The 22,370-nt window shown below is 63.2% G+C and carries 20 protein-coding genes, 1 tRNA gene and 1 pseudogene; 3 read left to right on the top strand and 19 right to left on the bottom strand.

Annotated elements, in window-relative coordinates; translation table 11 throughout:
• The 4 genes from EN786_RS35155 to rpsL all read right to left on the bottom strand — a co-directional run.
• Positions 1 to 127 (bottom strand): GTP-binding protein (locus EN786_RS35155; protein ID WP_244571411.1); only part of this gene is annotated, 127 nt, incomplete at its 3' end.
• Between the two features lie 65 nt (positions 128 to 192).
• Positions 193 to 2,283, bottom strand: a complete 2,091-nt coding sequence (gene fusA / locus EN786_RS35150; RefSeq protein ID WP_135909892.1) for an elongation factor G — start codon at positions 2,281 to 2,283, stop codon at positions 193 to 195.
• Between the two features lie 29 nt (positions 2,284 to 2,312).
• Entirely contained in the window at positions 2,313 to 2,783 is a 471-nt protein-coding gene (gene rpsG / locus EN786_RS35145; protein WP_126054431.1) for a 30S ribosomal protein S7, read from the bottom strand.
• A 64-nt stretch (positions 2,784 to 2,847) separates the two neighbouring features.
• Positions 2,848 to 3,219: a 30S ribosomal protein S12 gene (gene rpsL / locus EN786_RS35140; RefSeq protein ID WP_006202128.1), complete on the bottom strand. Its 372-nt coding sequence runs from the start codon at positions 3,217 to 3,219 to the stop codon at positions 2,848 to 2,850.
• A 138-nt stretch (positions 3,220 to 3,357) separates the two neighbouring features.
• Here rpsL and EN786_RS35135 point away from each other — a divergent pair, with 138 nt between their 5' ends.
• The 3 genes from EN786_RS35135 to EN786_RS35125 all read left to right on the top strand — a co-directional run bounded on the left by EN786_RS35135 (position 3,358) and on the right by EN786_RS35125 (position 5,013).
• Positions 3,358 to 3,696 (top strand): hypothetical protein, encoded by a 339-nt coding sequence (locus EN786_RS35135; protein WP_127284731.1) that lies wholly within the window; start codon positions 3,358 to 3,360, stop codon positions 3,694 to 3,696.
• Positions 3,693 to 3,974, top strand: coding sequence for a transcriptional regulator (locus EN786_RS35130; protein WP_126054430.1), 282 nt, complete (start codon positions 3,693 to 3,695; stop codon positions 3,972 to 3,974). Before EN786_RS35135 ends, EN786_RS35130 begins: the two co-directional genes overlap by 4 nt.
• Positions 3,975 to 4,077: 103 nt before the next feature.
• Positions 4,078 to 5,013, top strand: coding sequence for a Gfo/Idh/MocA family oxidoreductase (locus EN786_RS35125; RefSeq protein ID WP_127310837.1), 936 nt, complete (start codon positions 4,078 to 4,080; stop codon positions 5,011 to 5,013).
• 274 nt (positions 5,014 to 5,287) lie between these two features.
• Here the strand turns inward: EN786_RS35125 and EN786_RS35120 are convergent, their stop codons facing one another.
• The 15 genes and pseudogenes from EN786_RS35120 to tuf form a co-directional block, all read right to left on the bottom strand.
• Entirely contained in the window at positions 5,288 to 5,953 is a 666-nt protein-coding gene (locus EN786_RS35120) for an O-methyltransferase (protein WP_127310836.1), read from the bottom strand.
• A gap of 75 nt (positions 5,954 to 6,028) precedes the next feature.
• Positions 6,029 to 10,225 (bottom strand): DNA-directed RNA polymerase subunit beta', encoded by a 4,197-nt coding sequence (gene rpoC / locus EN786_RS35115; RefSeq protein WP_127310835.1) that lies wholly within the window; start codon positions 10,223 to 10,225, stop codon positions 6,029 to 6,031.
• 145 nt (positions 10,226 to 10,370) lie between these two features.
• Positions 10,371 to 14,507: a DNA-directed RNA polymerase subunit beta gene (gene rpoB / locus EN786_RS35110; protein ID WP_135858412.1), complete on the bottom strand. Its 4,137-nt coding sequence runs from the start codon at positions 14,505 to 14,507 to the stop codon at positions 10,371 to 10,373.
• 252 nt (positions 14,508 to 14,759) lie between these two features.
• The gene (rplL, locus tag EN786_RS35105; RefSeq protein WP_059189560.1) at positions 14,760 to 15,140 is read right to left on the bottom strand and encodes a 50S ribosomal protein L7/L12; all 381 of its coding nucleotides are present in this window, start codon (positions 15,138 to 15,140) and stop codon (positions 14,760 to 14,762) included.
• A 54-nt stretch (positions 15,141 to 15,194) separates the two neighbouring features.
• On the bottom strand, positions 15,195 to 15,713 hold the full coding sequence (rplJ, locus tag EN786_RS35100; RefSeq protein ID WP_127286434.1) for a 50S ribosomal protein L10: 519 nt from the start codon (positions 15,711 to 15,713) through the stop codon (positions 15,195 to 15,197).
• 392 nt (positions 15,714 to 16,105) lie between these two features.
• The gene (gene rplA / locus EN786_RS35095) at positions 16,106 to 16,804 is read right to left on the bottom strand and encodes a 50S ribosomal protein L1 (protein WP_127286435.1); all 699 of its coding nucleotides are present in this window, start codon (positions 16,802 to 16,804) and stop codon (positions 16,106 to 16,108) included.
• A gap of 4 nt (positions 16,805 to 16,808) precedes the next feature.
• Entirely contained in the window at positions 16,809 to 17,237 is a 429-nt protein-coding gene (gene rplK / locus EN786_RS35090) for a 50S ribosomal protein L11 (RefSeq protein WP_095765524.1), read from the bottom strand.
• Positions 17,238 to 17,432: 195 nt separating this feature from the next.
• Positions 17,433 to 17,960 carry a transcription termination/antitermination protein NusG gene (nusG, locus tag EN786_RS35085; RefSeq protein WP_059189556.1) on the bottom strand — a complete coding sequence of 176 codons (528 nt, stop codon included), beginning with the start codon at positions 17,958 to 17,960 and terminating at the stop codon, positions 17,433 to 17,435.
• A gap of 27 nt (positions 17,961 to 17,987) precedes the next feature.
• The gene (secE, locus tag EN786_RS35080; RefSeq protein WP_127286436.1) at positions 17,988 to 18,191 is read right to left on the bottom strand and encodes a preprotein translocase subunit SecE; all 204 of its coding nucleotides are present in this window, start codon (positions 18,189 to 18,191) and stop codon (positions 17,988 to 17,990) included.
• Between the two features lie 368 nt (positions 18,192 to 18,559).
• Positions 18,560 to 18,635: transfer RNA gene (locus tag EN786_RS35075), tRNA-Trp, on the bottom strand.
• Between the two features lie 36 nt (positions 18,636 to 18,671).
• Positions 18,672 to 19,181 (bottom strand): metal-dependent hydrolase, encoded by a 510-nt coding sequence (locus EN786_RS35070; RefSeq protein WP_127311686.1) that lies wholly within the window; start codon positions 19,179 to 19,181, stop codon positions 18,672 to 18,674.
• A gap of 110 nt (positions 19,182 to 19,291) precedes the next feature.
• The gene (locus EN786_RS35065; RefSeq protein WP_127311685.1) at positions 19,292 to 19,840 is read right to left on the bottom strand and encodes a putative glycolipid-binding domain-containing protein; all 549 of its coding nucleotides are present in this window, start codon (positions 19,838 to 19,840) and stop codon (positions 19,292 to 19,294) included.
• Positions 19,841 to 19,842: 2 nt separating this feature from the next.
• The gene (locus tag EN786_RS35060) at positions 19,843 to 20,328 is read right to left on the bottom strand and encodes a group II truncated hemoglobin (RefSeq protein ID WP_127311687.1); all 486 of its coding nucleotides are present in this window, start codon (positions 20,326 to 20,328) and stop codon (positions 19,843 to 19,845) included.
• A gap of 83 nt (positions 20,329 to 20,411) precedes the next feature.
• Positions 20,412 to 22,073 carry a hypothetical protein gene (locus EN786_RS35055; RefSeq protein ID WP_127311684.1) on the bottom strand — a complete coding sequence of 554 codons (1,662 nt, stop codon included), beginning with the start codon at positions 22,071 to 22,073 and terminating at the stop codon, positions 20,412 to 20,414.
• Positions 22,074 to 22,236: 163 nt separating this feature from the next.
• Positions 22,237 to 22,370: pseudogene (gene tuf / locus EN786_RS35050) on the bottom strand (elongation factor Tu); the annotation flags it as partial.

Below are 22,370 nucleotides of genomic sequence, written 5' to 3'. Positions count from 1 at the left end.
CATAGCGCTTGTATTCGCCAAAATACTTCGTGATCGCCGCCGTCAGCGACGTCTTGCCATGATCGACGTGGCCGATCGTGCCAATGTTCACATGCGGCTTGGTGCGCTCGAATTTACCTTTTGCCATGTGATGTCTCCGTTCCTGCTTGCCCGTGCGGGGCTTGAATTAATGTGTCGTGCAACCCGCTCGAGTTACGCGTATTTCTTTTGAACTTCCTGGGCGACCGCGGTCGGCACCGGCTCGTAGTGGTCGAACTGCATCGTGTACTGGGCGCGGCCCTGCGACATCGAACGCAGATTGTCGACGTACTTGAACATGTTGGCCAGCGGCACCATCGCGTTGACGACGACGGCGACACCGCGGGTCTCCTGACCCTGGATCTGGCCACGGCGGCCGTTGAGATCGCCAATGACGTTGCCGACGTAGTCTTCCGGCGTCACCACCTCGACCTTCATGATCGGCTCGAGCAGCTGCACGCCGAGCTTCGGCGCCGCTTCACGGAAACAGGCGCGGCCAGCGATTTCGAAGGCCAGCACCGAGGAGTCGACGTCGTGGAAGGCGCCGTCGATGAGCGTCGCCTTGACGCCGATCATCGGGAAGCCGGCGAACGGACCGGACGACAACACGCTGTTGATGCCCTTCTCGACGCCGGGGACGTATTCCTTCGGCACCGCGCCGCCGACGATCTTCGACTCGAACTTGAACTCGCCGCCTTCGGCATCCGGCTCGAACAGGATCTTGACGCGGGCGAACTGACCGGTACCGCCGGTCTGCTTCTTGTGCGTGTAGTCCTGCTCGTGCGTGCGGGTGATCGTCTCGCGATAGGCCACCTGCGGCGCGCCGATATTGGCCTCGACCTTGAACTCGCGACGCATGCGGTCGACGATGATGTCGAGGTGCAATTCGCCCATGCCGGCGATGATGGTCTGGCCGCTTTCCTCGTCGGTCTTGACGCGGAAGGACGGATCCTCGGCAGCCAGGCGATGCAGCGCGAGGCCCATCTTCTCCTGGTCGTTCTTGGTCTTCGGCTCGATGGCGATCTGGATGACCGGATCAGGGAATTCCATGCGCTCGAGGATGACCGGGTGCAGCGGATCGCAGAGCGTGTCGCCGGTGGTGGTGTCCTTGAGGCCAGCCAGAGCGACGATGTCGCCGGCGAAGGCCTCTTCGATGTCGGCGCGCGAATTCGCATGCATCTGCAGCATGCGGCCGATGCGCTCCTTCTTGCCCTTGACGGTGTTGTCGAGCGAGACGCCCTTGGCCAGCTTGCCCGAATAGATGCGGGCGAAGGTGAGCGAGCCGACGAACGGGTCGTTCATGATCTTGAAGGCCAGCATCGACAGCGGCTCGCTGTCGTCCGCGTGACGCTCGATCTCGGCGTCGGTCTTGGCATCGACGCCCTTGATGGCGGGAACGTCGGCCGGCGACGGCAGGTATTCGACGACGGCGTCGAGCAGCGGCTGCACGCCCTTGTTCTTGAAGGCCGAGCCGCAGAACATCGGGAAGAACTTGACCGCGATGGTACCCTTGCGGATCAGCGCGCGGATCTCGTCATTCGACGGCATCTTGCCTTCGAGATAATTCTCGAGCGCGGTCTCGTCCATTTCGACGGCGGCCTCGATCATCTTCTCGCGATACTGCTCGGCCTTCTCCTTGAGGTCGGCCGGGATCTCGACGACGTCCCAGGCGGCGCCCAGCGTCTCGTCGCGCCAGACCAGCGCGTTCATCTCGACGAGGTCGACGACGCCCTTGAACTCGGTCTCGGCGCCGATCGGCAGCTGCATGACGACAGCCTGCGCGCCGAGGCGCGAGCCGATCATTTCTTCCGAGCGGTAGAAGTCGGCGCCGATCTTGTCCATCTTGTTGCAGAAGATCATGCGCGGCACGTGGTACTTGTCGGCCTGGCGCCAGACGGTCTCCGTCTGCGGCTCGACACCGGCATTGGCGTCGAGCAGCGCGATGGCGCCGTCGAGCACGCGCAGCGAACGCTCGACTTCGATGGTGAAGTCGACGTGTCCGGGAGTGTCGATGATGTTGAAGCGGTGCATCTTGCCGTCACGACCCTTCCAGAAGGTCGTGGTCGCGGCCGACGTGATGGTGATGCCACGTTCCTGCTCCTGCTCCATCCAGTCCATGGTGGCAGCGCCGTCATGGACTTCGCCGATCTTGTGCGACTTGCCCGTGTAGTACAGGACGCGCTCGGTCGTCGTCGTCTTGCCGGCGTCGATATGCGCCATGATACCGAAATTGCGGTAGTCTTCGATTTTGTATTCGCGGGCCATGGAAGGTGCCTCTCAGTCTCGTTCGCGCTTTACCAGCGGTAGTGCGCGAAGGCGCGGTTGGCTTCCGCCATCTTGTGGGTGTCTTCACGCTTCTTGACGGCCGTGCCGCGGTTGTTGGCCGCGTCCATCAGCTCGCCCGAGAGGCGGTCGATCATGGTGGTCTCGTTGCGGTTGCGCGCCGCGGTGATCAGCCAGCGGATAGCCAGCGCCTGGCGGCGCTCGGGGCGCACGTCGACCGGAACCTGGTAGGTGGCGCCGCCGACGCGGCGCGAACGCACTTCCACATGCGGCGCGACATTGTCGAGCGCCTGGTGGAAGACGGTGACCGGCTCCTGCTTGGTCTTGGCCTGGACCTGGTCCAGCGCGCCGTAGACGATGGTCTCGGCAACCGACTTCTTGCCGTCATACATGACGGCGTTCATGAACTTGGTGACGATCAGGTCGCCGAACTTCGGGTCCGGATTGATCTCACGCTTTTCTGCACTGTGACGACGGGACATGGCTTTTGTCTCTCAATCTCTCATAGCCCGGCGCAGTCAAAAAAAGCGCCGAAGCCGGAAAACCTTACTTCGGACGCTTGGCACCGTATTTCGAACGGCGCTGCTTGCGGTTCTTGACGCCCTGGGTATCGAGCACGCCGCGGATGATGTGGTAGCGCACGCCCGGAAGGTCCTTGACGCGGCCGCCGCGGATCATGACCACGGAGTGTTCCTGCAGGTTGTGGCCTTCGCCCGGGATGTAGCCGATCACCTCGAAACCATTGGTCAGGCGGATCTTGGCCACCTTGCGCAGCGCCGAGTTCGGCTTCTTCGGCGTCGTGGTGTAGACGCGCGTGCAGACGCCCCGCTTCTGCGGGTTCTGCTGCATGGCCGGGACCTTGTTGCGCTTCACCGGCGCCAGGCGCGGCTTGCGGATCAGCTGGTTGACGGTAGGCATTAAACCCTCTTGTCTCTCAATTCCGTGTCTTGCCCGGTCAGGGCCGCTCAAAGCGTCGTTTCCATACGCAAATTCGGGCAACACACCGCGCCTCGCGGTCCTGCCCGAACAAATTGCAGAGGAAGCGGAAACCGCTTCATGCGCGCCGGAAATGTCTTTTCGCTCGTAAAACGAACCCTGTTTGAGGCAAACTCCAAGGCGTGTCGCCTCGAAAAGGAAAGCCTCACATCGGTTCTGACTGGGCGGCTTCTACTCGCAACCCTTCGAACCGTCAACCCCGCGCTGGCAAATATTGCGCGCGAACCGGGGCTTGGCAGCCATGCGAAAAACGCATGTAATTTTCTTGCGTCTTTTTGCAAGCGCGAAGAAGAAAGTGACCGGCTTTTGGCTGTCGCCAGCCCATGCTTCATGCCAAAAGGCGGCATGAGCAGCAGAAACGCCCTCGCCCGCCCTTTGCCGAGAGGAATCAGCCCGTGAACGACAATGAGGAACGCCCGGTCACCATCATCACCGGCCGTGTCTGGAAGAAGAAAGGCGGCAAGCCGGAAGGCGTCCATGTGATGCTTGTGGCGCCCGACGACGATTCGGCGGTGCGCAAGGCGCTCGATTCGCTCGCCGCGGAAGGCTATGCCGAGGCCGAGCTCGATCAGATCGGCGACATGGACGGCGCGCCCGACGACGAGCCGCATCTGTCGGCCTACCAGGGCGCGCTCGAAGGCGAAGTGTCGATCATCACGTTCGACGAGCCGATCTGAATCAGCGTTGAGCTTGGAGGGGCCCACGACTCGCAGGCGTCGGCTTGCCCCGCATCGCTTCCCTGCGTAGAAACACCCACCTTTCCAAATCCTCGGAGTTCCCATGCCCTCGAACAAAGGTCCCATCAAGCTCGGCATCGTCGGCGTCGGGAAGATCGTCCGCGACCAGCATCTTCCGGCTCTGGCGAAGGACAGCGACTACCAGTTCGTCGCCGCCGCCAGCCGGCACGGCAAGGTCGACGGCATCCCGAACTTTCCGACAATCGAGGCAATGCTCGACGCCGTGCCGGACCTCGAGGCCGTTTCGCTCTGCATGCCGCCGCAGTTCCGCTATGACGCCGCGCGCGCAGCGCTCGAAGCCGGCAAGCATGTCTTCCTGGAAAAGCCGCCGGGCGCCACCGTCAGCGAGGTCGAGGACCTGAAGCGAATTGCCGGCAAGCATGGCGTTTCTCTCTTCGCCAGCTGGCACTCACGCTATGCGCCGGCGGTCGAGGCCGGGCGCGCATTCCTGGCCTCGGCCAGGATCAGTTCCGCCGCCATCATCTGGAAGGAAGATGTGCGCCGCTGGCACCCGAACCAGGAATGGATCTGGGCGCCGGGAGGCTTCGGCGTCTTCGATCCGGGTATCAATGCGCTGTCAATCGCCACACACATCCTGCCGGCGATGTTCATCACCTCGGCGGCTCTCGATTTTCCGGAGAATCGCGCCTCCCCCGTTGCCGCGCATGTCGCCTTCCGCACCTCGAACGGAGTGCCGGTGACGATGGAGCTCGACTGGCTGCAGACCGGCCCGCAAAGCTGGGACATCGTGGCCGAGACGGACAAGGGCAAGATGGTGCTTTCGGGCGGGGGCGCGAAGCTCGCCATCGATGGCAAAGTCGTCCATGACGAGCCGGAAGCAGAATATCCGATGCTCTACAGGCGCTTCGCCGAGATCGTGCGCGCCGGCGTCTCCGACGTCGACCTGGCGCCGCTGCAACATGTCGCCGACGCTTTCATGCTCGGGAAGCGCAACGTCGTCGAGGCGTTCTTGGACTGATTTGTGCATGCGATTGGCTCGCGGACCTGGCTGGAATGCACGCTCCTCCGTCTCGGCTACGCCGAGCCACCTCTCCCCCGATCGACGGGGGAGAGGAAGGGCGCGAGCCTATTGCCGCCGACGCTCGTCCAACGCGCCTTCCTTTCCCTCCGGAGGGGGAAAGGTGGCGCTGCGAAGCAGCGACGGATTGGGGGAAGCCGGTCGTCAAATGAACAGCCGATGACAAAGTGAGCACGACCAAGTTGGTCTGATCATCATCATTCACGGTGTAATGTCACTCGACGATCGCTATCGCAAAGCCGTCATAGCCCTTGGCGCCGACGGTCTGGATGGCCGTGCCGTCGAGCCGCTTGTCGCCGCCGATGAACGAGAACGCCGCGCGTGCGCCTTCGACATTGGCGTCGCCGCCATCTTCGTCCACTACCGCTCCGTCACGAATGACGTTGTCGCAGACGATGACCGTTCCAGGCCGTGACAGCTTCATGGCCCAGTCGAGATAATTCGGATTGTTCGGCTTGTCGGCGTCGATGAAGACCAGATCGAACAGACCCGCGTTTTCGCCACTCAGCACGGCGAGCGATTGAAGCGCCGGACCGATGCGCAGATCGATCCGGTCTGACACCCCTGCCCGCTCGAAATTCGAGCGTGCGACCCTGGCATGGTGCGCATCGAGCTCCAGCGTCACGACCTTTCCATCGGCGGGCAGTCCCCGCGCCATCCAGATGGTCGAGTAGCCGCCAAGGGTTCCGATTTCCAGCACCCTTCTCGCGCCGCGGATGCGCACCAGCAGCGACAGCAGCTTGCCTTGCGCGGCCGAGACGTCGATCGCCGGCAGGCCCTGATCGCGATTGGCCGCGAGCACTGCGTCAAGCACGGGATCCGCCGCGAACAGCGAGGAAACGATGTAGTCGTCGACGGCCGTCCAGGTCTTCTTGCTCATGATGGTTCCTCGTGGCTCTGAAAACGCGAAAGGGGCCACGCGGGCCCCTTTCCTTCTTCTCTTGTCGTCCCGCGCTTACTGCGCGGCGGTGACCATGTCGGTCAGCATCGGCTCGGCGACCTCGACGCCAGACGCCTTGCGACGCTCGTCGATGATCAGCTCGTCGCGCGAGGTGGCGATGCGCCGGATCTGGCTCATCGTGCCGCCCGTGCCGGCCGGGATCAGCCGGCCGACGATGACGTTTTCCTTCAGGCCCTGCAGCATGTCGGTCTTGCCGGCAACCGCCGCTTCGGTCAGCACCCTCGTCGTCTCCTGGAAGGAGGCGGCCGAGATGAAGGACGGCGTCTGCAGCGAGGCCTTGGTGATGCCGAGCAGCACCGGCTGGCCTTCGGCCGGCTTCTTGCCGTCCTCGATCAGCCGCTCGTTGACCTCTTCCAGCTCGATCACGTCGACGTGGTCGCCCGGAATGTAGGTCGAGTCGCCCTGCGTGGTGATCTCGACCTTCTGCAGCATCTGGCGAACGATCACCTCGATGTGCTTGTCGTTGATCGACACGCCCTGCAGGCGGTAGACCTCCTGGATCTCGTTGACGAGGTAGGACGCAAGCGCCTCCACGCCCTTGATCGCCAGGATGTCGTGCGGCGCCGGATTGCCGTCGAGGATGTAGTCGCCCTTCTCGATGACGTCGCCGTCCTGCAGATGGAACGGCTTGCCCTTCGGGATCAGGTATTCGACCGGCTCGAGCGTCGAGTCATGCGGCTCGATGATGATGCGGCGCTTGTTCTTGTAGTCGCGGCCGAAGCGGACCGTGCCGTCGATCTCGGCGATGATGGCGTGATCCTTCGGACGACGTGCCTCGAACAGCTCGGCAACACGCGGCAGACCGCCGGTGATGTCCTTGGTCTTGGCGCTTTCCATCGGGATACGCGCCAGCACGTCGCCGGGACGGACATGCGCGCCCGGCTCGACCGAGAGGATGGCCTCGACCGAGAGCAGGAAGCGGGCATCGCCGCCCTTCGACAGCTTGCCGACCTTGCCCTTGGCGTCATGCACGACGATCGCCGGCTTCAGGTCGTTGCCGCGCGGCGTCGAGCGCCAGTCGATGACCTCGCGCTTGGTGATGCCGGTCGATTCGTCGGCCGTTTCCTGCACGGAAATGCCGTCGACCAGATCCTCGAACTGCACCTTGCCCTCGATTTCGGTGAGGATCGGGCGGGTGTAGGGATCCCACTCGGCGATGCGCTGGCCGCGCTTCACCTTGTCGCCATCGTCCACGAAAATGCGCGAACCATACGTGACGCGGTGCGTGGCGCGTTCCTTGCCGGTCTCGTCGAGGATCAGCACCGCCATGTTGCGGCCCATGACCATCTGCTGGCCGTCCGAGTTGCGCACCACGTTGCGGTTGCGGATCTCGACCTTGCCCTCATACGAGGCTTCGAGGAACGAGGAGTCCACCACCTGCGCCGTACCGCCCATGTGGAAGGTACGCATGGTGAGCTGGGTGCCCGGCTCGCCGATCGACTGCGCCGCGATGACGCCGACGGCTTCGCCCTGGTTGACAGGCGTGCCGCGGGCGAGGTCGCGACCGTAGCAGACCGCGCAGACGCCGGTCCTGACCTCGCAGGTCAGCGCCGAGCGGATGCGCACCGACTGGACGCCGGCCTTTTCGATCTGTTCGACGTCGCGTTCGTCCATCAGCGTTCCGGCCTTGACCAGAACCTCGCCCGACACCGGATGGTTGATGTCGTCGAGCGACGTGCGGCCGAGAACACGCTGGCCGATCGAGGCGACGATCTGGCCGGCATCGACGATCGGCTGCATGGTGAGGCCCTTGTCGGTGCCGCAGTCGAGCGAGTTGACGATGCAGTCCTGCGCCACGTCGACAAGACGACGGGTGAGGTAACCCGAGTTCGCCGTCTTCAGAGCGGTGTCGGCCAGACCCTTGCGGGCGCCGTGGGTCGAGTTGAAGTACTCGAGCACGGTGAGGCCTTCCTTGAAGTTCGAGATGATCGGCGTCTCGATGATTTCACCCGACGGCTTGGCCATCAGGCCGCGCATGCCGGCGAGCTGACGCATCTGGGTGGGCGAACCACGCGCACCCGAATGCGACATCATGTAGATCGAGTTCATCGGCTTCTGACGGCCGTTGTCCTCGAACTCGACGGCCTTGATGCGGGCCATCATCTCGTCGGCGACCTTTTCCGAGCACTTGGCCCAGGCGTCGACGACCTTGTTGTACTTCTCGCCCTGGGTGATCAGGCCGTCATTGTACTGCTGCTCGTATTCCTTGGCCAAAGCCTCGGTCTCGGACACCAGCTTGATCTTGGTGTCCGGGATCAGCATGTCGTCCTTGCCGAACGAAATGCCGGCACGGCAGGCATGCGCGAAGCCGAGCGCCATGATGCGGTCGCAGAAGATAACCGTCTCCTTCTGACCGCAATGGCGGTAGACGGTGTCGATCATCTTGGAGATGTTCTTCTTGGTCATCTCCTGGTTGGCGGTCTCGTAAGGCACGTTGACGTTCTTCGGCAGCAGCTCGCCGATGATCATGCGGCCAGGGGTGGTGTCGTAGATCTTCGACACGACATTGCCTTCGGCGTCGACCGAGCGGAAGCGGCCCTTGATCTTGGCGTGCAGCGTCACCGCCTTGGTCTCGAGCGCATGCTGCAGCTCGCCCATGTCGGCGAACACCATGCCCTCGCCCGGCTCGTTCTGGTTGACGATCGAGAGATAGTAGAGACCGAGAACCATGTCCTGCGACGGCACGATGATCGGCGCGCCGGAAGCCGGGTGCAGGATGTTGTTGGTCGACATCATCAGCACGCGGGCTTCGAGCTGCGCTTCCAGCGACAGCGGCACGTGGACGGCCATCTGGTCGCCGTCGAAGTCGGCGTTGAAGGCCGTGCAGACCAGCGGATGCAGCTGGATCGCCTTGCCTTCGATCAGGATCGGCTCGAACGCCTGGATGCCGAGGCGGTGCAGCGTCGGCGCGCGGTTCAACAGCACCGGGTGCTCGCGGATGACCTCGTCCAGGATATCCCAGACCTCCGGACGCTCCTTCTCGACCAGCTTCTTGGCCTGCTTGACGGTCGAGGAGAAACCCTTGGCGTCGAGGCGGGCGTAGATGAAGGGCTTGAACAGCTCGAGCGCCATCTTCTTCGGCAGGCCGCACTGGTGCAGCTTGAGCTCCGGACCGGTCACGATGACCGAGCGGCCGGAATAGTCGACGCGCTTGCCGAGCAGGTTCTGGCGGAACCGGCCCTGCTTGCCCTTCAGCATGTCGGACAGCGACTTCAGCGGACGCTTGTTGGCGCCGGTGATGACGCGGCCGCGACGGCCGTTGTCGAACAGGGCGTCGACCGCTTCCTGCAGCATGCGCTTTTCATTGCGCACGATGATGCCGGGCGCGCGCAGCTCGATCAGCCGCTTCAGGCGGTTGTTGCGGTTGATGACGCGGCGATAGAGGTCGTTGAGGTCGGACGTGGCGAAACGGCCGCCGTCGAGCGGGACGAGCGGGCGCAGGTCCGGCGGGATCACCGGCACCACCTTCATGATCATCCATTCCGGACGGTTGCCGGACTCCATGAAGTTCTCGACGACCTTGAGCCGCTTCAGATACTTCTTCTGCTTCAGCTCGGAGGTGGTCGAAGCCAGTTCCGAACGCAGGTCGCCGGCGATCTTCTCCAGGTCCATGCCGGCCAGGAGGTCGTGAATGGCCTCGGCGCCGATCATGGCGGTGAACGAATCCTCGCCATACTCATCGACGGCCAGCATGTACTCTTCCTCGCTGAGCAGCTGGTGCTCCTTCAGCGCGGTGAGGCCGGGCTCGGTGACGATGTAGTTCTCGAAGTAGAGGACGCGCTCGATGTCCTTCAGCGTCATGTCGAGCAGCGTGCCGATGCGCGACGGCAGCGACTTCAGGAACCAGATATGGGCGACCGGCGCGGCGAGCTCGATATGGCCCATGCGCTCGCGCCGCACCCGCGACAGCGTGACTTCGACGCCGCACTTCTCGCAGATGACGCCCTTGTACTTCATACGCTTGTACTTGCCGCACAGGCACTCGTAGTCCTTGATCGGTCCGAAAATGCGCGCGCAGAACAGGCCGTCACGCTCCGGCTTGAAGGTGCGGTAGTTGATGGTCTCCGGCTTCTTGATCTCGCCGAACGACCAGGACAGAATCTTCTCAGGGCTGGCGAGCGAAATCCGGATGGAATCGAACACCTGCGCCGGCGCCTGGGGATTGAAGAGATTCATGACCTCTTGGTTCATGCCGTTCTCCTTTTCGGGGTCCTCGAAAACCCCTTGCATCTGACGCGGGCCGAATGCCCGCTGAGTGGTCGGCCCACCGGCCGAGGAATTTGATTGGCGCGCCGCGATCTAGCGCGGCGCGCCGTTGCCTTATTCGGCTGCGCCCCTATTCGGCAGCATCGGGCAGCCGCACCGGAGCGTCGTCGAGCTTGGTGTTCTCCAGCTCGACATTGAGGCCGAGGGACCGCATTTCCTTGACGAGAACGTTGAAGCTCTCGGGAATGCCAGCCTCGAACGTGTCGTCGCCACGGACGATAGCTTCGTAGACCTTGGTGCGTCCGGCGACGTCGTCCGACTTCACCGTCAGCATCTCCTGCAGCGTGTAGGCGGCGCCGTACGCTTCGAGCGCCCAGACCTCCATTTCGCCGAAGCGCTGGCCGCCGAACTGCGCCTTGCCGCCCAGCGGCTGCTGGGTGACCAGCGAGTACGGGCCGATCGAACGCGCGTGGATCTTGTCGTCCACCAGGTGGTGAAGCTTGAGCATATAGATATAGCCCATCGTCACCTTGCGATCGAACGGCTCGCCGGTGCGTCCGTCATAGAGCTGCGACTGACCGCTGGTGTGCAGGCCCGCCTGCTCCAGCATGATGTTGATGTCGCCCTCATGCGCGCCGTCGAACACCGGGGTCGCGATGGAGACGCCGCGGCGCATCTGCTCGCCGAGGCGAATGATGCTTTCGTCGTCGTACTCGCGGACCGGCTCGTTGCGGTCATTGGCCGGCATGAAGCTCTCGATCGTCTTGCGCAGCGGCTTGATGTCGCCGCCCGCCTTGTACGCCTCGATCAGTTCGCCGATCTTCCTGCCCATGCCGGCGCAGGCCCAGCCCAGATGCGTTTCCAGGATCTGGCCGACGTTCATGCGGCTCGGCACACCCAGCGGGTTGAGCACGATATCGGCATGCGTGCCGTCCTCGAGGAAAGGCATGTCCTCGACCGGAACGATGCGCGACACGACACCCTTGTTGCCGTGCCGGCCGGCCATCTTGTCGCCCGGCTGCATCTTGCGCTTCACGGCCACGAAGACCTTGACCATCTTCATGACGCCCGGAGGCATTTCGTCGCCGCGCTGCACCTTCTCGACCTTGTCCATGAAGCGCTGTTCCAGCGCCTTCTTGGAATCGTCGTACTGGCCGCGCAGGGCTTCCAGTTCGCTTTGGAGCTTTTCGTTCTCCACCGCGAACTGCCACCACTGCGAGCGCGGATAGTCGTCCAGCGTATCCTTCGCCAGCTTCGAGCCCTTCTTGAAGCCCTTCGGTCCGGCAATCGCATCCTTGCCGACCAGCATGTCGGACAGGCGCGAATAGACGTTGCGGTCGAGGATCGCCTGCTCGTCGTCGCGGTCCTTGGCCAGGCGTTCGATCTCCTCGCGCTCGATCGCCATGGCGCGCTCGTCCTTCTCCACGCCGTGGCGGTTGAAGACGCGCACTTCGACGACCGTGCCGAAGGTGCCCGGAGGCATGCGCATGGAGGTATCGCGCACGTCGGAGGCCTTTTCGCCGAAGATGGCGCGCAGAAGCTTCTCTTCCGGCGTCATCGGGCTTTCACCCTTCGGCGTGATCTTGCCGACCAGGATGTCGCCCGGCTGCACTTCGGCGCCGATGTAGACGATGCCGGCTTCGTCGAGGTTCTTCAGCGCTTCTTCCGAGACGTTCGGAATGTCGCGCGTGATTTCCTCCGGCCCGAGCTTGGTATCGCGCGCCATGACCTCGAACTCCTCGATATGGATCGAGGTGAAGACGTCGTCGGCGACGATGCGCTCCGACAAGAGGATCGAGTCCTCGTAGTTGTAGCCGTTCCACGGCATGAACGCGACCAGCACGTTGCGGCCGAGCGCCAGATCGCCGAGCTCCGTCGACGGACCGTCGGCGATGATGTCGCCCTTGTTGACGCGGTCGCCCATGCGCACCAGCGGACGCTGGTTGATGCAGGTGTTCTGGTTCGAACGCTGGAACTTCATCAGCCGGTAGATGTCGACGCCCGACTTGCCGGGATCGAGATCTTCCGTGGCGCGGATGACGATACGCGTCGCGTCGACCTGGTCGACGATGCCGCCGCGGCGGGCGCCGATGGCGGCGCCGGAGTCACGGGCGACGATCGGCTCCATGCCGGTGCCGACGAACGGCGCCTCGGCGCGCACCAGCGGCACGGCCTGACGCTGCATGTTCGAGCCCATCAGCGCGCGGTTGGCGTCGTCGTTCTCGAGGAACGGGATGAGCGCTGCCGCCACCGAAACCATCTGCTTCGGCGACACGTCCATCAGGTCGACGTTCTCGCGCGGCGCCATCATCACTTCGCCGGCGTTGCGGCAGATGACGAACTCATCGACGAAGCCGCCATTCTTGTCGAGCTCGGCATTGGCCTGCGCGACATGGTGCTTGGCTTCTTCCATGGCCGACAGGTAGACGACCTCGTTGGTCAGCTTGCCGTTGACGATCTTGCGGTACGGGCTCTCGATGAAGCCGTACTTGTTGACGCGCGCGAAGGTCGCCAGCGAGTTGATCAGACCGATATTCGGGCCTTCCGGCGTCTCGATCGGGCAGATGCGGCCGTAGTGCGTCGGGTGCACGTCGCGCACCTCGAAGCCGGCGCGCTCGCGGGTCAGACCGCCCGGCCCAAGCGCCGAGAGGCGGCGCTTGTGGGTGATCTCCGACAGCGGGTTGGTCTGGTCCATGAACTGCGACAGCTGCGAGGAACCGAAGAACTCGCGCACGGCGGCCGCCGCCGGCTTGGCGTTGATCAGGTCCTGCGGCATCACCGTGTCGATCTCGATCGAGGACATGCGTTCCTTGATCGCGCGCTCCATGCGCAGCAGGCCGACGCGGTACTGGTTTTCCATCAGCTCGCCGACCGAGCGCACGCGGCGGTTGCCGAGATTGTCGATGTCGTCGATCTCGCCCTTGCCGTCGCGCAGTTCCACCAGCGTCTTGACCACGGCCAGGATGTCTTCCTTGCGCAGCACGCGCACGGTGTCCTCTGCCTTGAGCTCGAGGCGCATGTTCATCTTGACGCGGCCGACGGCCGACAGGTCATAGCGCTCGCTGTCGAAGAACAGCGAGTTGAACATGGCTTCGGCAGTTTCGAGCGTCGGCGGCTCGCCCGGGCGCATGACACGGTAGATGTCGAACAGCGCGTCCTGGCGGCTCTCGTTCTTGTCGACGGCGAGCGTGTTGCGGATATAGGCGCCGACATTGACGTGGTCGATGTCGAGGATCTGGATCTCGCCCTCGCCGGTGCCGAGCAGCACCTTCAGCGTCTTGTCGTCGATCTCGTCGCCGGCCTCGAGGAAGATCTCGCCGGTGGCGTAGTTGACGATATCCTCGGCGAGGTAGTTGCCGAGCAGGTCCTCGTCGGTCGCCTTGATCGCCTTCAGACCCTTTTCGCCGAGCTGGCGGGCCTGGCGCGCGGTGATCTTCTTTCCGGCCTCGACGACGATCTCGCCGGTATCGGCATCGACCAAGTCGCCGACGGCCTTGAGGCCGCGGAAGCGCTCGACGTTGAAGGGAATGCGCCAGTGGTCGCCGGCGCGCTTGTAGGTGATCTTGTTGTAGAAGGTCGACAGGATCTCCTCGCCGTCCATGCCGAGCGCCATCAAGAGCGACGTCACCGGAATCTTGCGGCGGCGGTCGATGCGGGCGTGCACGACGTCCTTGCTGTCGAACTCGATGTCGAGCCACGAGCCGCGATAGGGGATGACGCGCGCGGCGAACAAGAGCTTGCCCGACGAGTGCGACTTGCCCTTGTCGTGGTCGAAGAAAACGCCCGGCGAGCGGTGCATTTGCGAGACGATGACGCGCTCGGTGCCGTTGACGATGAAGGTGCCGTTCGACGTCATGAGCGGCATGTCGCCCATGTAGACGTCCTGTTCCTTGATGTCCTTGATCGACTTCGCGCCGGTATCCTCATCGATATCGAACACGATGAGGCGCAGCGTCACCTTCAGCGGCGCGGCATAGGTCAGGTCGCGCTGACGGCATTCGTCAACGTCGAATTTCGGTCCTTCGAACTCGTACTTCACGAACTCCAGCATCGAGGAGCCGGAAAAATCGGAGATCGGGAAGACCGACTTGAAAACGGCCTGCAGTCCTTCGTCGGGACGGCCGCCCTTCGGCTCGTCCACCATCAGGAACTGGTCATAGGATGCCTTCTGAACCTCGATCAGGTTCGGCATCTCCGCAACTTCCGGGATCTTTCCGAAGAACTTGCGTACGCGTCTGCGGCCATTGAAAGTCTGGGTCTGGGCCATCGTCGCTCCTTAGCTCGATTCTCGGGACGAACCTCGCCGCGGCTCGCCTTGCATTCCGGGCCGCCTCGGCGGCAGCCCCTGATCTGTTTTTCCCGCCGCCTGGCGGCAGCCGGTTAAAACGGGAGAAAACCCGTTTCCTGAAGGCCGGTTCGCGGCCATCAGGAAAGAGGTTCTCGTGCTTCTCGCGCTCTGTGGCTCCCTTGACGTCAAGGGAGTGGCGGGCGGCGCGAGGCCGCCCGCCGCAGCCAAAGCTTACTTCAGCTCAACCTTGGCGCCGGCTGCTTCCAGCTGGGCCTTGAACTTGTCGGCGTCGGCCTTGGAAACGCCTTCCTTGACCGGCTTCGGAGCCGCTTCGACCAGGTCCTTGGCTTCCTTGAGGCCAAGGCCGGTGATGGCGCGGACTTCCTTGATGACGTTGATCTTCTGGGCGCCGGCGTCGGCGAGAACGACGTCGAATTCCGTCTTCTCTTCGGCCGGAGCAGCGGCAGCGGCACCAGCGCCGCCAGCAGCGGCAACCGCCACCGGAGCGGCAGCCGAAACGCCCCACTTCTCTTCCAGGAGCTTCGACAGCTCGGCCGCCTCGAGGACGGTCAGCTTCGAAAGGTCGTCTACGATCTTTGCGAGATCAGCCATTTGCATATTCCTTCGTAAGGTTCGAACGTGTGTTTGTGATAGCGAGGAACGGCCTCATGCCGCCTCGTCCTTCCGGGCGTAAGCGCCGATGACGCGCGCGACCGAAGCCGCGGGTGCATTGACGATCTGGGCGATCCGGGTTGCCGGCGTGGCGATCATGCCAACCAGCTTGGCGCGCAGCTCGTCGAGCGACGGAAGTGTAGCGAGTGCCTTCACACCGTCGGCGTTGAGCGAGGTGGTGCCCATTGCGCCGCCGAGAATGACGAGCTTGTCATTTCCCTTGGCGAAATCGGACGCGACCTTCGGCGCCGCAATCGGATCCTCCGAATAGGCGATCAGCGTCTGTCCCTTGAACAGGTCGATGATCGATGCGGAGTCCGTGCCCTGAAGAGCGATTTTGGCGAGACGGTTCTTCGCGACTTTGACGGTGCCACCGGCGGCGCGCATTTTCGACCGAAGGTCGTTCATTTGCGCGACGGTGATACCGGCGTAGTGGGCCACGACGACTGAACCAGCGCTCGAAAACGCATCATTCAGGCCCGTGACGAGTTCGCGTTTTTCCGCTCTGTCCACTGCCTATCTCCAGTTGACCCCTGCCCCATCGATGGGAACATTCCCATTTAGAGGACAGGCGTCGGGTTGCCTTTTTGCCGGCCGGGCCATCCAGTAACGGATCTCCCGAACGACGCTCGAGGATCCTGCCCCCTTTCGCCACACCGACGGCAAGCCGACGGTGCGCAGACAAAAGGCAAACACGGTTCGAACCTTTCATCGGAGCCTTGGCTCCTTTGTCGGGTCTTCACCCGTCTCATGCAGGCCCACATGAATTAAGGCTGTTGGGCCGCCTGCAATCTCGGACAGGATGTCCGGAAGCCTTTCGGCTTCCGGTACCGGGCCGCCAACCAGTCGGAGGCCCGGAATTCTTTGCGGATCAGCCGGTTAGCGGCCGATCGGAAGGGTTCGTATCAGGACGCGGCGAGCGTCGCGATGTCGAGCTTGAGGCCAGGGCCCATCGTCGAGGTGACCGACACCTTTTTGACGTAGTTGCCCTTGGCGCCGGACGGCTTGGCCTTGTTCACCGCATCGGCGAAGGCACGCACATTCTCTTCCAGCGCCTTGACGTCGAACGAGACCTTGCCGACGCCGGCCTGGACGATGCCGGCCTTCTCGACGCGGAACTCGACGGCGCCACCCTTCGAGGCCTTGACGGCCGCGGCGACATCGGGGGTCACCGTGCCTACCTTCGGGTTCGGCATCATGCCGCGCGGGCCGAGCACCTTACCCAGACGGCCGACGAGCGGCATCATGTCCGGCGTCGCGATGCAGCGATCGAAATCGATCGTGCCCTTCTGGACGATGTCGACCAGATCCTCGGCGCCGACGATGTCAGCACCGGCGGCCTTGGCTTCCTCGGCCTTGTCACCGCGCGCGAACACGGCAACGCGCACCGAGCGGCCGGTGCCGTTCGGCAGGTTGACCACGCCGCGGACCATCTGGTCGGCATGGCGCGGGTCGACGCCGAGATTCATCGCGACTTCGATGGTCTCGTCGAACTTGACCGAAGACCGCTCCTTGAGCAGTTTCAGCGCTTCAGTGAGCGCGTAGGACTTGTTCGGATCGATGCCTTCGCGGGTCTTGGCGATACGCTTTGCAATCTTTGCCATGATCTCAGCCCACCACTTCCAGGCCCATCGAGCGGGCGGAGCCCTCGACCATGCGCATGGCCGCTTCGACGTCGTTTGCGTTCAGGTCCTTCATCTTCTGCTCGGCGATCGCGCGCACCTTGTCGCGGCTGATCGTGCCGGCCTTGACCTTGCCCGGCTCCTTCGAGCCCGACTTCAGGTTCGCGGCCTTCTTCAGGAAGTAGCTCACCGGCGGCGTCTTCATGACGAAGGTGAACGACTTGTCCTGGTAGTAGGTGATGACGACCGGGATCGGCGAACCCTTCTCCAGTTCCTGGGTCTGCGCGTTGAACGCCTTGCAGAACTCCATGATGTTGATGCCGCGCTGACCAAGCGCCGGGCCGATCGGGGGCGACGGCGTGGCCGAACCCGCGGCAACCTGGAGCTTGAGCTGGCCTGCAACTTTCTTAGCCATCTCTATTCCTGCCTTTTCTCATGCCGGCCCCACTTTCTGGGAAACACCGGCGGTTGCAGTCTGGTGGTGCGGTTCCCGCGGCCGGCTAAGCCGCGTTCGCCTCCCACCCGTTCATGGCCGCGCGACCTTCGCGCCGCCTCCCCACCACCGAACCGGCGCAGGGCAACCCGACGCCTTTCGGCGTGGGTATTCGGATCAGCCCTTTTCGACCTGTCCGAATTCCAGATCGACGGGCACCGCGCGCCCGAAGATCGAAACTTCCACCTTGAGCCGCGCCCGCTCCTCGTCCACTTCCTGGACGAAACCGTTGAACGACGCGAACGGACCGTCCGAGACGCGGATCGCCTCGCCGATCTCGAAGGTGACCGAGGGCTTCGGACGCTCGACGCCTTCCTGCACCTGGTTCAGGATGCGCTGCGCCTCGGTCTCGGTGATCGGCACGGGCTTGGAGTCGCCCAGGAAACCGGTCACCTTCGGCGTGTTCTTGACCAGCGAGAACACAGCGTCGGTCAGGTTGGCCTTCAACAGCACATAGCCCGGGAAGAACTTGCGCTCAGCGTCTACCTTGCGGCCACGGCGTATCTCCACGACCTTCTCGGTCGGCACCACGATCTGCTCGATCTCGCCGGACAGGCCCTTCTGCTTGGCCTTGTTCTCGATGTCCTCGGCGACCTTCTTCTCGAAGTTCGAATAGGCGTGGACAATGTACCAGCGCGCAGTCATTTCACGACGTCTCCGTAATCGCCGAACTTAACGTCCGAGGCCCAGAATGAACTCGATCGCATAGCCCATGGCTATGTCGGCGGTGAAGAAAAAGATCATCGCGATGACCGCGAAAACCAGGACCATCACCGTCGAGATCATCGTTTCGCGACGCGACGGCCAGGTCACCTTGGCGGTCTCCGAGCGAACCTGCTGGAGAAAGGTGAAAGGATTTGTGGTTTTCGAAGCCATATGCCGCTCTGTCTTCAAGACCCGTTGGCCGGGTCTCCTGGATGATCCCGCAGGCCGGGACGTGCCGCCTGGGCTTCATGTCGGCGCCGAATCAGCGCATCCATTTCGCCCATGCAAATCGGACGCGTAAAGCCGGCTTCCCAGCTCCACGCGTCGCGTGTCTGTTCTGTCTACATAAAACCGATTCTTGATCCACGCAAGTGGCAAGTGTCCGCTTTATGGCCAAACGCCGCCTCGGAACCATCCAGTCGTTCCGTCCCGGCTATGCGCGCCTTATGCCCGAATTATCGCCATATGGCAAGCCACCCATGGGTTTTCAAGGACCTGGTGGGCCATCGACGATATTGAAATCGGCCATTTCGGGAAAATGGCACGGGCAGCAGGGCTCGAACCTACGACCTGCGGTTTTGGAGACCGCCGCTCTACCAACTGAGCTATGCCCGTACACGCGCGCTGCTATTTCATAAAGCGGATGAGAACTCAAGTGCCCTTTTGAGGCGCGGCGATCCGCGCCGCCGATCGCGCAGTGACAAGCCACAACGCCCAGGCGCAGATGAGAAGTTCGAGCCCGAAAGTCCAGTGCAGGACGAAACTCAAGACCCAATTGCCATAGGTGGCGGGAACCGCCACGAATTCGAAGGCGTGCCGATCAAATGGCATCAGCCACGATATGGGCGACGCCACCGTGTCCAGGACCATATGCAGCATGGCACCCGCGAAGAAGATGCCGATCAGCGCCGGACGGGGCCAGCCGAGCAGTCTGGCGGCGGATAGGCTCAATATTCCGGTTGCGGCCCAAAACAATGGCCAGTGCGTGATGTAGGCGTGGTGGTGGATGTGTCCACCGTCGATGAAGTGGAAGTACAGCATGTCAACGTCGGGGATCACGCTGCCGATCATCGCAGCCGTCACGACGCCGGACATTTCGCGCCATTGTCTGCGCGCGAAGCTCCCCAGAATGTAACCCGATGGCAGATGAGCTATGAGCATTACGTGGCAAGCCCGTTTCGGATGCTCCAATGTGCACGCCCATCGTGGCGCCATTTTTACAGAGATTTGCAGATATTCCGCATCTTGCAGAGCGCGTCGCAACGGCCGGATCATATCCTTTGCCAGAAATCCGGGTAGGTGGTCACCAGCCCCTCCTGATCGACCTCGATTTCCCGCCGGAAGCCACTCTTCAGCGACTCGTAGAGATAGCGCCTGCCTTCGTCGAGGCGCGTGTAGCGCTGCGGGCTTTTGACGATGGTCAGTTCCGGAAGTTCGATGAAGGCTGCGGCAATCTCGGCGCTTTCGCCGGGCTTGAGCCGCAACCGGCGGATCGGCAGCGTGTTGGTGAAGGGCGTGACAGTGAGATCGGGGTCGAGCGCCCCCTTCAGTTCCGGGAGCGGAACGCCGTCCTTCGACCAGTTGCCCATTCCATCAGTCTCGGCCAGGAAGCGCGCTCCGCCGACGATGCCGACCTCGACCTCCCTGGTACGCCAGTCAGGTCCGCAAGCAATACGGTAGTGAACGGCGAAAGGCGCCTGGTCGGCCGAGATCGCCACGGACTCGGCCGATATGCCGCCGGAATCCTGCCTCAGGACAAGGTGTTCGATGCCAGGGCCCTGCCATTGCCGCCATCGAACGAGCGTGCCCCGAGGCTCCACTGCTACGATTTCCCCGCCGGCGGCTTGTAAGGCCCGCCGGGCACGCCCCAGCCCCAGGCGGGCATCGGCTCTGTTTCCGGATCGCACGTCTCGCCGAGATTGGAATTCATCTTCGCCAGCCGCGATCCCCATTCGACATAGCCCATGAAGGCGGAGCGGAATTCGGGGTCGTCGGGCAGGCCGACCTCGTCGGCGGCGTCGGCGAGAAGGTTGATCCAGCGCCGCCGCTGTTCCTCGCTGAGGTGCTTGCCGAGATGATGCACCACCATCTCGCGGTGGCCGCCATGCTTTTCGCTATAGGTCTTCGGTCCGCCGAACACCTCGCCGATAAAGGCCGCGACATGGGCGGGATGGTCCGGCGACATGTGCCTGAACACCGGACCGACGATCGGATCGCGCGCCACCTTGTCGTAGAAGGTCTGCGTCAGGCGGCTGAGCGCCTCGGCGCCGCCGGCCCATTCGAACAGCGTCGGAATATCCTCATTCATCATTGATCCTCGCCTGTCGCTTGCCGCGGACGATAGCGGAAAGATCGAAGACGGCTCAACCTGCCTCGATGGCCAGTTCGCGCCTATAATTTGGCGGGCGCCTCTGCCTGGGCGTTTGGCGACGGTGCCACGCGGCAGTTGTCAGGTTTCGGTATGACGCCGCAAATGGTGGCGCCGGTCAGCGCGTCGACCGATTGCGGTCCAGTCGTCAGCCCGACCTTCAGCATCATGTCCGGCTCAAGCTGGCGATGGCTCGAATAGAGCACGGACTGCATCGCAGCGAACAGGCCGCTTCCGATCGCCATGTCTTCGAGGTAGGTCTTGACCTCTTTCTCCATCCCCAGCGAATGCACGCTGAGCCGTGCCCGCGGACCGACAAGCCGGCGGACACCGCCGGCAAGCAGGATCGCGCAGGCTGAATCGCACACGCCGTCAGCATCGACGGTCAATCCGGCGCGAGCCTCGCTGTCGGCCGCGCAATCCAGCGCCGCCAAATCGCAGCCGACGAAATCGGTCCGGGCAATGGCGACGTCGAGCTTGTGCTCGCGGATCAGCCGGCCAGCCGCGAGCGCCCCAAGCACGTCGCCGCCCGGCGAGCTGACCACCAGGGGCAGCCTGCGCCCGCCAATGCTATCCAGCATGTCACGCAGCCGCTCCGGCGTGTAGGCGGTGATCGTGCCTTCGGCCGAGATCCATTCCGGGCAATCGGGATTGCAGAGCGGATTGCTGCCGCGAACGACGACGAAGCGCATGTCCTCGTCGCGCTTGACGATCTCCGGCCTGGCTGTTGCCGCAGGTGCGGGCTCGGCCCTGGCAGCCAAGGTAGCGGCCGGCGTCGCATCCTTGTTCGCCGGTATCTCCCGGCAATTCGCCGGCGCCGGCCATGCCTTGCAGATCGTGGCAGCGGTGAACAGATCGACCGAATCCATGCTGGTGACGAGATTCATCCGCAGCATGTTTTCCAGGACCAGCTGATGGATATCACTGGCCGGCGTGTTCTTCATCGTTGCGAGCACGCCCTCGCCGACGCCCATTTCCCGGAAATAGGCGGCCAGCCTTTTCTCCACCGCCTTGCTCATCTCGTAGGTCTTGTAGCTGCCGGCATTCTTGCGGCTGACGACCTTCGTGTTGATGACCTTCTTCTTGCCGTTCACCACCTTGTATGTCGTCCGGTAGAGCAGTTTCGTCTTGATGTAGGTCGTGGTGATCTGATGGACGCCGAGATACGCCCATTCGCCGACCACGCGGCGTACGCCGCCGGCAAACATCAGCGGACAGGCCGAATTGCAGATGGCGCCGCTGGCATAGGGTTCGCCGAAATAGTCGGCGTCCCTGCCCTTGTTGGCCGTGCAATCCTTGTCGTCCGGCATGCAGCCGTCGAACCAGGTCTTGCCGACGGCGATGTCCAGCCCGCTCTTGCGGATCAGCCGGCCGAGCGTCAGCGCCGCGTCGACATTGCCGCCTGGCGAATCCACCACGATCGGCAGCTTTCGCCCGCCAAGCCGCTTGAGCATGCGCTTGAGCAGCGCCGGCGTGCCGGCCTCGATCGTGCCTTCCGCCGAAATCCACTCCGGGCAGTTGGGCTCACACCCCGCGGCGTTGCTGCGCACCACAACAAAACGCATCGTCGGGCCGGAATCGGCCGTCGCCGCGGCGAGGCTGGCATTGCCCATGGCAAGCAGCGCCAGGCAGACCAGCCCCAGTGACCACCATGTCCGACTGTTGAAACGGCGCCCTGAAACCACGTCCTGCAAGCCCCTTGATGCAACCTATACTAGTTGCAGCGCCGAGGCTTGCAACAGGCTTGAAGCAATAGAACGAACAATGGACGCTTTTCCGATTGGAAAAGAAAAAAGGGCAGCCCGAGGGCCGCCCTTTCCTTGTCGATCCGGCGGATGCCGGCTTCGATTATTCCTTGATGGTGACGACGATGCCGGCACCGACGGTGCGGCCGCCTTCACGGATGGCGAAGCGCAGCTTCTCTTCCATGGCGATCGGCACGATCAGCTCGACGTCGACCGTGATGTTGTCGCCAGGCATCA

The organism is Mesorhizobium sp. M4B.F.Ca.ET.143.01.1.1 (assembly GCF_004792275.1).
GTDB lineage: Bacteria > Pseudomonadota > Alphaproteobacteria > Rhizobiales > Rhizobiaceae > Mesorhizobium > Mesorhizobium abyssinicae.
Note: the sequence above shows the minus strand (reverse complement) of the source record. Positions and strands in the feature narration are given on the sequence as shown.